This is a genomic window from Corynebacterium lowii, assembly GCF_001412085.1.
GTDB classification, from domain to species: domain Bacteria; phylum Actinomycetota; class Actinomycetes; order Mycobacteriales; family Mycobacteriaceae; genus Corynebacterium; species Corynebacterium lowii.
In genome coordinates, this window is record NZ_LKEV01000005.1 from 105,145 (window position 1) to 117,148 (window position 12,004).

9 protein-coding genes are annotated in these 12,004 nt (G+C 63.5%); 7 read left to right on the forward strand and 2 right to left on the reverse strand.

The genetic code is table 11. The features are described 5' to 3' along the window. The first annotated feature begins 4 nt into the window (after window positions 1–4). Window positions 5–1,753, forward strand: a complete 1,749-nt coding sequence (locus tag Clow_RS08220) for an acetyl/propionyl/methylcrotonyl-CoA carboxylase subunit alpha (protein WP_055178303.1) — start codon at window positions 5–7, stop codon at window positions 1,751–1,753. A gap of 9 nt (window positions 1,754–1,762) precedes the next feature. Next, on the forward strand, window positions 1,763–2,386 hold the full coding sequence (locus tag Clow_RS08225; RefSeq protein WP_055178304.1) for a GntR family transcriptional regulator: 624 nt from the start codon (window positions 1,763–1,765) through the stop codon (window positions 2,384–2,386). A gap of 1,099 nt (window positions 2,387–3,485) precedes the next feature. Here the strand turns inward: Clow_RS08225 and Clow_RS08235 are convergent. Beyond that, entirely contained in the window at window positions 3,486–4,709 is a 1,224-nt protein-coding gene (locus tag Clow_RS08235) for an NRAMP family divalent metal transporter (protein ID WP_055178306.1), read from the reverse strand. 161 nt (window positions 4,710–4,870) lie between these two features. On the opposite strand from Clow_RS08235, the gene Clow_RS08240 reads away from it, so the two are divergent. Together Clow_RS08240 and Clow_RS08245 are read left to right on the forward strand one after the other, a co-directional pair. After that, a complete protein-coding gene (locus Clow_RS08240; RefSeq protein WP_055178307.1) occupies window positions 4,871–6,349 on the forward strand; it encodes an MFS transporter in 1,479 nt (492 codons plus the stop codon). 12 nt (window positions 6,350–6,361) lie between these two features. After that, window positions 6,362–6,919: a TetR/AcrR family transcriptional regulator gene (locus Clow_RS08245; protein ID WP_055178308.1), complete on the forward strand. Its 558-nt coding sequence runs from the start codon at window positions 6,362–6,364 to the stop codon at window positions 6,917–6,919. A 2-nt stretch (window positions 6,920–6,921) separates the two neighbouring features. Here the strand turns inward: Clow_RS08245 and Clow_RS08250 are convergent, their stop codons facing one another. Further along, window positions 6,922–7,596 carry a sulfite exporter TauE/SafE family protein gene (locus tag Clow_RS08250; RefSeq protein ID WP_245625734.1) on the reverse strand — a complete coding sequence of 225 codons (675 nt, stop codon included), beginning with the start codon at window positions 7,594–7,596 and terminating at the stop codon, window positions 6,922–6,924. A 320-nt stretch (window positions 7,597–7,916) separates the two neighbouring features. Between Clow_RS08250 and Clow_RS08255 the strand changes: the two genes are divergently transcribed. Genes Clow_RS08255 through Clow_RS08265 form a run of 3 tightly spaced genes read left to right on the forward strand, consistent with a single transcriptional unit; the run spans window position 7,917 to window position 12,004 of the window. Further along, complete coding sequence (locus tag Clow_RS08255) at window positions 7,917–10,322, forward strand: MMPL family transporter (protein ID WP_055178309.1); 2,406 nt, start codon at window positions 7,917–7,919, stop codon at window positions 10,320–10,322. Then, window positions 10,322–10,912: a TetR/AcrR family transcriptional regulator gene (locus tag Clow_RS08260; RefSeq protein WP_055178310.1), complete on the forward strand. Its 591-nt coding sequence runs from the start codon at window positions 10,322–10,324 to the stop codon at window positions 10,910–10,912. The genes Clow_RS08255 and Clow_RS08260 overlap by 1 nt, the downstream gene beginning before the upstream one ends. Before the next feature lie 21 nt (window positions 10,913–10,933). Then, window positions 10,934–12,004, forward strand: coding sequence for a DUF6882 domain-containing protein (locus Clow_RS08265; protein WP_055178311.1), 1,071 nt, complete (start codon window positions 10,934–10,936; stop codon window positions 12,002–12,004).

A 12,004-nucleotide genomic window follows, 5' to 3' on the forward strand; every position in this document is an offset into this window, starting at 1 on the left:
ACTGATGAGCCTATCTACCGTCCTCATTGCCAATCGCGGCGAGATCGCCGTGCGGATCGCTCGCGTGGCAGCAGACCTCGGCATGCGTTCCATCGCGGTGTACTCCGACGTGGACGCCGAGGCACCTCACGCATTGGCCGCCGACGAGGCCTACCGGCTACCCGGCACCTCGCCCGCAGAGACCTACCTCAACGCCCCGGCCATCCTAGAGATCGCCCTGCGCGCAGGCGCGGACTGTATTCACCCCGGCTACGGCTTCCTCTCTGAGAACTCCTCTTTTGCTCGCGACGCCATCGCTGCGGGGCTCACCTGGATTGGCCCCAACCCGGAGACCATCGACTCCCTGGGTGATAAGGTCTCCGCCCGCCGCATCGCGGAATCGGTGGGCGCTCCCCTGGCCCCCGGCACCTCCGACCCCGTGGATACCTGGGAGCAGGCCCGCGACTTTGCCGAGGAACACGGTCTGCCCATTGCCATTAAGGCCGCCTTTGGCGGCGGTGGGCGCGGGCTCAAGGTGGTATCCCAGATGAACGAAATTGAGGATGCCTTTGAGTCTGCCGGGCGCGAGGCCAAGGAGGCCTTTGGCCGCCCCGAGTGCTTCGTAGAAAAGTTCCTCACCAAACCCCGCCACGTGGAGGCTCAGGTGCTGGCCGATCAGCACGGCAACGTGGCCGTGCTGGGCACCCGCGATTGCTCCACCCAGCGCCGCTTCCAAAAGCTCGTGGAGGAGGCACCTGCGCCTTTCCTCAGCGATAAGCAGCGCGAGGCAATCGTGGAGGGCGCGCGCGAGGTCTGCCGCAAGGCGGGCTACGTGGGGGCGGGCACTGTGGAATACATCGTCTCCGAGGACGGCACCGTCTCCTTCCTAGAGGTCAATACCCGTGTGCAGGTGGAACACCCCGTCACCGAGGCCGTCACGGGAATAGACATCATTGCCGAGCAATTCCGCATCGCCGCAGGCCAACCCCTTTCTTTCCAGGGCGATCCCACCTCCGAGGGCCACGCCTTTGAGTTCCGCATCAACGCCGAGGACGTCGCCCACGGTTTCGTGCCCTGCCCCGGCACCGTCACTACCTTTGAGGCACCCCTTGGCCCCGGTATCCGCGTGGACGCCGGAGTGCGCGCGGGTTCCACCATTCCGGGCGTCTACGATTCCCTCCTGGCCAAGCTCATCGTGTGGGGCCCCACCCGCGAGGTAGCCCTCGCCCGCGCCCGGCGCGCCCTGCGCGAGTTCCGCATCGAGGGGGTGCGCACGGTGTTGCCCTTCCACCGCGAGATCGTGAATCACCCCGCGCTCACCGGGGATCACCTGGGCATTTATACCGACTGGGTGGATAAAGAATACACCCCCACCCTGGGCGAATCCCCCGAGGCCATTGAAGAGGCCTACACCGAGCGCACCACCGTGAGCATTGAGATCGACGGCCGCCTGCACACCGTGGGGCTGCCCTCCTCCCTGCTGAGCTTATCGACGCCGCCCGCTGCTTCCGGTACCGCTGGTGCTGCTGGGGGCAGCGGGGCGTCGGCAAGCTCTGCGGCTGGTGAGGGCGATGTGGCCTGCCCCTATACCGGCACGCTGGTGGCGTGGAAAGTAGAGGAAGGCGAGGAAGTGAGCGAGGGTCAGGCCGTGGCCACCGTGGAGGCCATGAAAATGGAATCCAACGTGACGGCCCCGCGCTCCGGTACCATTCACCTATTGACCACTCCGGGTGAGGCCGTGGAACGCGGCACCGCCCTGGCCCGTATTCAGTAAAGGAAAAAGATGAGAGCAGCGCAGGCGGCTGCCTCGCTGCGCCGCGCCATCTCCTCCGGGCATTACCGGCCCGGCGATCAGCTGCGCGAGGTGGATATGGCGCGGCTGCTGGGTATATCCCGCAACACGCTCCGGGAGAGCTTTGCCCTGCTCACCTCTGATGGGCTGGTGGTGCACGAACCCAACCGGGGAGTATTCATCACCTCCCCCACCGTGGCAGACGTGCGCGATCTTTATGCCGCACGCATGGTGCTAGAGCCCGCCGCGCTGCGCTGGGGAACGGGACTTCGGGTGGAACTGCTGAGCGGCCTGGTGGAAGAGGCCGAGGCCGCCTACGCACGCGGGGATATGACGGCGGTGGCGCAGGTCAACCAGCAATTCCATCAGGAGATCGTGGCGGGTTCGGGGGCGGAACTGCTTGCCCACACCATGCAGCAATTCCTCGCGCGGATGAGGTTGGTATTTCTTTCCGCCGAGCGGCTCAACCCGGACTTTCACGCCCGATTCATCGAGGACAACCGGGCCGTGGTCACCGCCCTTGCGCAGGGAGATAACGCCCGCGCCGCTGAGGTTATGCACGCCACTCTGGGTAAGACCTGCGAGGTGGTGGTGGAGTTGGTGGGTGGGGAGTAGCGAGAAAGGCGCACACGGGGATTGTGCCGAGTGCGGGCCACGTATATAGTCCTTTTAGAGAAGGGTGAGAACAGGGTCTCTCACCATGAGGTGGAGGAGTCTGCGGGATAATTTTACGCCCGCAGGCTCTTTCGTTTTCACTGTTCAGACCGGTTTTATGGGGTTATTTCCCAAGATGATCTGAGAGCACTGTCCTTGCACTATACGCAGACTAGGTATATGATTTTCTCTAGGAAGGTGAGGACAAGGTCCCTCGCCATTGAGGTGGAGGAGTCTGCGGGATAATTTTACGCCCGCAGGCTCCTTCGTTTTGTCATCTCGGTTTGCCCTTACTCACCTGCGCTACCCTACTCACACCCGTGAGCCAATTAGCAACATCCGGGTCAATGCTCCTCACTAGGGAGAACGCCTCTCCAACCTCGTCGCGGACATCAACGTTAAGCAAAGAATCCATGTGTGAAACCCTGTTGCGCAACCCATGCACCTTGGCTACACGCCAATAAGTTCGCTCCCCGTGGGGATCATCGCTGTATGGAAAAGCCGAGCATAATGCTTCCGTCCACAGCCTACGCCTATTGCTATTGCCTCTATTATCGAACGAGGCATTCACCCCGTAGTTTGGTAATAAATCCTTCCACATGCCAAACATGACCTGCGATAACACATCATCATGGGACACGCTATCGCCATATCGTGGATGATTTTCTTCTCGGAGTTCGGCCTCTTTACAAGCACGCCGGTACGCCTCCCTCCGCTTCCTCCCCACCAACCCCCGCAGCGGCGCCACCGGCTCCTCCAAGAGCCAACTGCGGCCACCGCCTTCCCGTCTATTCCACTCTTGGAGTTGCTTATCCATAGCGTTGCGCAGAATTACCTCGGTAATTCCCAGCACCTGTTGCACGGCGGCAGATAATTCAGCGTGCCATCCATAGAGCGCTAAAGCATTTTTCTCATTTCCCCCGGATTCCTCTAGATAAGGCCCCATCCTAGAGCGATGGAGCGCAGCAATAACCTTCCTGCGAGCCCCCTGCTTCATAGAGGAATCATGGCACAAAAATCAGTGCCGCGAGGCAAAAGTACCCCTATCTCACAGCACCATCTAGCCCCACAGCGCCGCCAACCCGGAGAGTGAGTTCCACCCCAGGTAGATGGTCAGCAACCACACCACCGTGCCCAACACTTTGAGCCACATCGGGTAGCGGTAGCCCTTCAAAAGGTCCTGGCGCCGCCAGGTCACCCACAGCACCGCCGCAAAACCCACGGGCAGGATGAGCCCGTTGAAGGCTCCGGCGAAGATGAGCAGGGTCTGCGGGGCGGAATTGAGCAACAGGTAGGCCACGGTGCACACCACAATGAAGGCCACCGTGGCCAGGGAGCGCACCTTGGGAGAGGTGGATTGGGTGGTCACAAAGCTCACCGAGGTATAGGAGGCGCCGATCACCGAGGTCAACCCCGCCGCCCAGAGCACCACGCCGAAGAGGCGCAGGCCGATTTCACCGGCGGCGTGGTAGAAGGCGTCGGCAGCGGTGTTGTCCTTAGCCAGGGTCACACCGGTGGCCACCACGCCGAGCACCGCGAGGAAGAGCAGCACGCGCATCACTCCGGTGACGATGATGCCCAGCACGGAACCGCGGGTGATGTGGGAGAGGTTTTCCGGCCCGGTAAAGCCGCTATCAATCATGCGGTGGGCTCCGGCGAAGGTGATATAGCCGCCCACGGTGCCGCCCACCAGGGTGGTAATCACCAGAAAGTCCACCTCGCTGGGGGCCACGGTGTTCTTCAGGGCCTCGCCCACGGGCGGGGCGGAAGCAATGGCTACGTAGAGCATGAGCAGAATCATCAGGGCACCCAGGCCCGCCACGATGCGGTCGAGCGCCATGCCCGCGCGCTTGGAGAGGAATACCAGCACGGCCACCAGGGCGGAGGCGGCACCGCCGATTTTGGGATCAAGGCCAAACATGGCGTTGGTACCCAGGCCCGCACCGGCGATATTGCCGATGTTGAATACCAATCCCCCGGTGAATACGAAGGCCGCCATGACCCAGCCGAGGTTGGGCAGCACGGTATTGCCGAGTTCGTGGGCACGCAGGCCGGTGATTCCCAGCACGCGCCATACGTTCATCTGAATGGCGACGTCCACCAGGATGGATACCAGGATGGCAAAGGCAAAGGCCGCGCCCATTTGAACGGTAAACACGCTGGTTTGGGTGAGGAATCCGGGGCCGATGGCGCTGGTAGCCATCAGGAACATTGCACCGAGGATGGCGGTGCGCCCGCCGCTATTGCGCGCGCGGGTTTGTGCTTTGTTCGGTTTCTCGCTCATAGCACGTCCTTTCCTTGCTGATCGCCAAGATATGTGACCCGCAACATTCTATGGTTGTTGAACAATCTGCACAACATTCACGCCACCCACGCTTGCCCCCATGAAAGGTATAGAGCTAATATAAAACCGTCCAGACGGTAAAGTTAATAAGGAAGGTCACTATGTCAGCCCTACGACGCTGGGGAAGTTTGACGGTACTCGTCGGCGCCGTACTCCTGCTCGCTATCGACGCCACGGTGCTCCACCTCGCCATGCCCTCACTGAGCAGGGATCTCTCCCCCACCGCCGAGCAAATGCTGTGGATCGGAGATATTTACTCCCTCGCCCTCGCCGGCCTCTTGGTCACGATGGGCAACCTTGCCGATAAGATCGGCCGCAAGAAACTACTCCTCATCGGCACCACGGCCTTCGGCGCGGCCTCCGTCCTCGCGGCCTTCGCCCCCACCGCCACCGCGCTCATCGGAGCGCGGCTCCTGCTCGGCATCGCCGGGGCCACGATCATGCCTTCTACCCTCTCGCTCATCCGCGCCATCTTCACCGACGCCGCCGAGCGCACCCGCGCCATCGCGTTATGGTCGGCGGCGTCGGCAAGCGGTATTGCCCTAGGCCCACTCATCGCCGGATTGTTGCTGCAACACTTCTGGTGGGGCTCGGTATTCCTCATTAATATCCCGGTGATGGTGGCCGTGCTGATCTTTGGTGGCTGGCTGCTGCCGGAATCGCGCAACCCCTCCGCCAGTTCCTTCGACCTGCTCTCTAGCGCGCTCTCCATGCTGGGCATCGTGCCACTGGTGTATGCCATTAAGCACGCCGCCGGTGGGGATTGGGACATGAGCGTATGGGCCTGCGCCCTCATCGGTGTTGTGGGGCTCATCTCCTTCGTGCGCCGCCAGCGCCGGGTGGAGAACCCGATGATCGACGTGCAACTCTTTGCCAACAAGGCCTTTAGCGGCGCGGTATTTACGAACTTCATCTCCGTTTTTGCCCTCAGCGGCTACATGTTCTTCTTTGCCCAGTACCTCCAACTAGCGCGCGGGCTTAGCCCCCTGCAAGCCGGACTCACCCAACTCCCCCTCGCGGTGGCGGCCATGATGGTCACCCTCTTCGTGGGCGTTCTCCTGGGACGCTTGGGCCGAGGCCGCGCCATCGCCACGGGCCTCATCATCGGCGCCGTCGGACTGCTGCTGATCGCCGTGATAGAGGATAGCGAGCAACTATTCTGGGTGCTCCTGGCCACGATCCCCCTGGGGTTGGGTGTGGGCATCTCCGAGACCCTGAGCGTGGACGCCGTGGTTTCCGCCGCGCCCGTGAAGAAGGCCGGTGCGGCCTCCTCCATCTCGGAGACGGCCTACGAACTCGGCGTGGCCCTCGGCATCGCCATTCTCGGCTCGCTCATGTCCGTGCTCTACCGCAATAACCTCGACCTGCCTGCTGATCTCCCCGCCGAAGTCGCGGAGCCAGTACGCGATTCCCTGGCCTCTGCCACCGCGGCCCTCGAATCCGGCAGTGCCACTCTGGCCGCCGCCCAAGATGCCTTCATCCACGCCATGCAGACCACCACGTTGAGCGCCGCCGGGGTTATGGTCTTAGCAGCCATCGTGGCCTATAAGCTCATTCCCAGCCCCAAAAATGCCGCTTAGGAGCACACCACCATGTCACGCACCAGCGGGCGCAGCGTCCAGGAAACCAAGGCCCTCATCGTGGAGGCCGCCGCGCACCTCGTGCGCAAGCACGGAATGTCCGTGGCGCTTTCCGACATCGCCGCCCAAGCCGGGGTATCCAAAGGCGGGCTGCTCTACCACTTCCCCACCAAGGAACAACTCATGGGAAAACTCATCTCCAACCAAGTGGCGCACTTTCGCCGCGAGGTAGAGCAGGCCGCCGAACAGGAGGAACCCGCACCGGGGCGCCTGGCGCGGGCCTATATCCAGGTGAGCTTCGCCGGTGCGGCCGATGAGGGAAATCTCCAAGACCTCATCAGCCTCTCCGCACAACTCATGACGGAACCCGGCCTGCGTGCCGTGGCCCAGGCGGATGCCGAGCGCTGGCGCGCAGAACTCTTTGACGATGGCCTCGACCCCGCTGCCGTGCGGCTCATCGTGGCCGCCGCGGATGGTTTTAGCTCCGGGTTGTTATGGGGCGGCGTGCTCAACGATGAGGACCTTCCCCTGCTGCGCGATCAACTCCTTGAGCTGACGCACCCGCGGTGAGCCTAGAGGGCGTCGATAAGCGCCACCACGCCCAGCGCACCGAGAAAGACGCCCACCACATAGCCCGCGATACGGATGGATTGCAGGGGATTTGCGCGCGCCCACTCGAAGAGCCTGCCCACGGGCGAATAGGGATAACGGCGCACCCAGGCGACGATGAACCCGCTGAGCACCGGCAGGCTCAGCGCCACCGCCGCGTACACCACCATGCCCAGGTAACGCTGCGCGGCCCCGAGGTCGGAGGCGGAGACCACCCCGATGCCCAGATAAAAGGGCAAGGAGGTGGCCGATTGCACCACGCCGAGCACGAAGCCCACCACGGGAGTGATCGCCGCGGGGCCGCGAAGGGGCCGCAGCACCCGAGCCACCAAGGCCACGGTGCCCTCCCCGGAACTGCGCGCCGTCATTATCAGCGAGGCCAGGCCAAAAACGATGAGGAGAACGCCGAAAAGGGGCGATTCCGTGGCATGGCGTACCCAATCCTCCATGCCGTCAAAAATGAACATCACGAAGAGGGAGTACAGGAACACCCCCAGCCAATCGCCCAGCACCAGCAGCGTGGCCACGGCACCGTAGCGCCCCTTGCGCGGCAGCACCACCCCCAGCGCCACGAGCACGCCGATGAGCAGCACATTCACCGAATCCGCAAAGGCGAGGGAGGCGGCGCGAAGGATCAAGGTTTCTCCTGCGGGGGTTGAGGGGCACGGAAGCGAACTTTCCTCACTGTAACCGACCGCGCCGTGCCCACGGGCACCCTGCTCCACGCCGTGTGCTCCATCGCGTAGTGCCGCCCCTACTGCGCCTCCCTCCCGTTGCGCCTCTCCTGCACGTCCTCCCGTATGCCCCTCCTGCGCACTCACGCGCTACCTGAGCGCTGCCTGCACGCGGCCGGCGTCGGGTTGCTCGGAAAATCTGCACTCCACGGGAAAAGTTGCCACAATAATGAAAGTTTGCATAGACTGTGCAAGAATCTTGTTCCCGTGCAGAAAGAACACCCATGTCACGCTTTCTCTACCGGCTAGGCAACCTCGCCTACCGTAAGAAATGGCCCTTCCTGGCCTTCTGGCTCGTGCTCCTCGTAGCCCTCGGCGGGCTCGCCGGAGCCTTCGCCAAAACCCCCGCGAGCACCTTCTCCATCCCCGGCCTGGCCGCCGTGGAAACCCAAGAGCGCATGCAGGAACTCTTCCCCGAATCCGGCGACGCCGTGAGTTCCCCTAGCGGTACGGTGGTGCTGCGTGCCGAGGACGGCACCACCCTCGACGATCCCGCGGTTGCCGAGCAGGTCAATGACCTCATGGCCGAGCTCTCCGAGACCGGCGCGCTCACCGATACCGATGCGCTGGTCAATCCCACCCTCGCGGCGCAGGGGCTCACCGCACAGATGACCCCGCAACTTGAGGCCCAGGGGCTTCCTCCCGAGGTCATCGAGAAGAACATCGCCGCGATCAGCCCCCTGAGCGAAGATCACACCACCGGCACGGTAAACATCGCTTTCGACGCCCCCTCCATGCAGGACATCTCCTCCGAGGACAAGGATAAGGTCACCGAGGCCCTCGATAACGCCAATAGCGATACCCTGAGCGTGACCTATAGCGGCAATGCCTTCAGCGGCGCCGGGGAAATGGATATGACCTCCGAGCTCATCGGCCTGGCCGTGGCCGCCGTGGTGCTGCTCATCTCCTTCGGTTCGGTGGTGGCTGCGGGCATGCCGCTGATCTCCGCCGTCATCGGCGTGGGCATCGGCATCATGGGTGTGCAGCTGGCCACCCTCATCTCCGATGACGTCAATGATATGACTCCCACCCTGGCCTCCATGATCGGTCTGGCCGTGGGTATCGACTACGCCTTGTTCATCGCCTCGCGCTTCCGCAACGAGCTCATTGCCCTTATCAAGAGCGATACCGGCCGCACCGATCTGAGCACCAAGGAACTCTCCGCGCGCCTGCGCGAGATGTCCCTTGAACAACGCGCGCACGCGATGGGCAAGGCCACCGGCACCGCTGGTTCCTCCGTGGTCTTTGCCGGGCTCACCGTGCTCATTGCCCTGGCGGCGCTCTCCATCATCAACATCCCCTTCCTCACCTGGATGGCCGGGGCCGCCGCCATCACCGTGGCCATCGCGGTACTCGTGGCGCTCTCCTTCCTCCCCGCCCTGCTGGGTCTGCTGGGCACCCGCGTCTTTGGTGGCCGCGTTCCCGGCCCCACCGTGCCCGATCCGGAAAATGACAAGCCCACGATGGGCCTGCGCTGGGCCCGCCAGGTGGGCAAGCGCCCCTGGCTCGCCCTGATTGCGGGCGTGTTGGCCCTGGGCTTGCTGGCTGTTCCTATGGCAAACATGCGCCTGGCTATGCCTACCGACGGCTCCTCGGCCCCCGGCACCCCGCAGCGCGAGGCTTATGAGACGATCGCAGATTCCTTCGGGCCCGGCCGCAACGCCCCGATGATCGCCCTAGTGGAGGCCGGCGACCTGCCGGAGCAGGATCGCATGCCCGCCTTTGCCCAGGCCGTAGAAAAGTTCAACGCCACCGAGGGCGTGGAGAACGCCCAGATCGCGGGCGTGAACGAGGAGGGCACCGCCGCGCAGGTTCTCATCACCCCCACCGGCGGGGCCACGGATGAATCCACCTCGCAAACCCTGGTGGACCTGCGCGCGGCGGAGTCTGAGTTTGCCGAGAACACCGGCGCACACTACGGCATCACGGGTGCCACCCCGATCTTCGATGACATGTCCGATCGCCTTTCCGACGTGCTCATCCCCTACATCGCCATCGTTCTGGTGCTGGCCTTCCTGGTTCTCATGGTGGTGTTCCGCTCCATCTGGGTTCCGCTGATTGCCGCCTTGGGCTTCGGCCTCTCCGTGGCCGCCACCTTCGGCGTGACGGTGGCCCTCTTCCAGGAGGGCTGGCTGGGCATCGTGAACGATCCGCAGCCGCTGCTGAGCTTCCTGCCCATCATGCTCATCGGGCTCGTCTTTGGTCTGGCGATGGATTACCAGGTATTCCTGGTCACCCGCATGCGCGAGGATTATCACCACGGCAAATCTGCTCACGACGCCACCGAGAGCGGCTTCAAGCACGGTGCCCGCGTGGTGACCGCCGCCGCGCTCATCATGATGTCCGTGTTCGCGGCCTTCGCGCTGCAAGACGCCGCCTTCATCAAGACGATGGGCTTCGCCCTGGCCGCCGCCGTGTTCTTCGATGCCTTCGTGGTACGCATGATGATTATTCCGGCCACCATGTATCTGTTGGGCGATCGCGCCTGGAAGATTCCTGGATGGTTGGATCGTATTCTGCCTAATGTGGATGTTGAGGGTGAAGCTCTGCGCGAGATCAAGGCTCCCACCAACGCCTCTGCCTCTGCCACTGAGAGCACCGAGAGCACGGCACCGGAGAAGGATCAGTAATGGCCAGCCTGAGAGAAACCAAGAAAGCCGCCACCCGCGATTCCCTCGCGGAGGCCGCCGCCATACTCGTGCTCACCCAGGGAGCCGAGGGACTCACGGTGGCGCGCATCGCGGAGACGGCGGGGGTTTCTCCCCGGACTTTCCACAATTACTTCTCCTCCCGGGAGGAAGCGCTTTTCCACAGCATTCTCCAACGCATTACTAGCGTGCTGGCGGAGGTTGAGGCCATAGCAGGGGATCTTCCTCTCCTCGACGCCATCGAAAAAACCGCCGTGGAAGGGCTCTACCGGGATAACGATGCCTCCTCTTCCATCTTCGTCCTCTTCCGCCTCTGCGAGGTGGCCGAGGTCTTGATCGGAGGAGACAAGCAGATCAAGGATTCGCTGCGCAAAGAGCTGGAATCCTTCAATGCCCGCTTGCAGGCCCTCTACCCGGAACTCGATGAGTTTGAAATCAACATCATCAGCGGTGCCGCCGCACACGCCATCGGCACGGCCCTCATCGAGACCTATCAGCGAGGCGAACTCGACCCCGCCAAGGTAGAGCCCAAAGTTCGCCGGGGTTTTGCCGTGCTGCGCTCCCTGTCCTAGCCGGGCAGTATCATCGCGGGCATGGATGAACTCACCGCAGATAGCGCACTCTCCCGCGCCCACGGCGCCGCCCTCTTCCGCCAGGTGGGCGGCCCCCTAGAGTTCACCGGCCCCTCCGCTGCGGATTCCACTGCCGACGCCCCCGTGGACGTCCTCTCCCCGCGCGGCCCGCTCCGCGGAGTCCGCGTGGCGGAGATTGAGGCAGGCACCTGGACGTGGCTCACCGCGCTCACCGAGCGCGGCCCCGAGCCCGCCAGCGATGAATTACTGCGGTTAGCCAGCGCGCTTCACCAGGGCGCTCCTGTGGTGCTGGCCCCGCGCGATCAAGGCCCCGCAATGGTGGTGGCCCTTATGGTGGAAGATTCTGCCGCCGCTCTGCCCGAGGTGTCCCTGCGGCAGGTGCTCGTCGAGGGCCTGCGCGATACCCCCGACGAATCTCGCGCCGCGCTGCGTTCCTTTGCCAGCAAGCATGGCATTGACCTGCGAGAAGAAGAAAATCACCTGTGGTTGGGCTCCCAACGCGTAGATATGCAGGGGGATATGGCCTTGCAGGTCCCCGCCGAGGGTTCCCCCACCCTGGCCGATATTTTTGCCGATTCCTTCTACCTCTCCACCGAGCACCAACTCTTCTTCGAGGGGCGCTTTCCCGAGCACCAACGCCCACGCCTTGATCTGGGTACCAGCACGGCGCATGGCATGGAAGCCCTGGTGCTGGGGACCTTCTCACGTGATTTCTTCACCTGGGCCTGGGCCGATCCCGGTTTCCCCGCCATCGCGCAAACTCCCAGCCGCCACCTCTATGCCTTTGGGCTCACCCACGGTATTCTCCCCTTCCTGCGCCCGCGCCTGCCCTTGGAGCAAGCTACCCGGTGGGACGTCGCGGTGCTGGCCAAGCCCATTCTGGGCGCCTGGACGCACGCGGTGGCCCCGCTCACCCCGGAGCGCCACGCCCTGATTCTGCTGAGGTCCCCTTCCCTGCACCTGCCACCGCTGAACCACGAGGTATCCCAGCGGGTCCTGGCGGAACCTCTGCCACGGGGAATAGATGAGCAACGCGCCCGGGCCGCCTACACCCGCGCGAGAAAGGCCTAA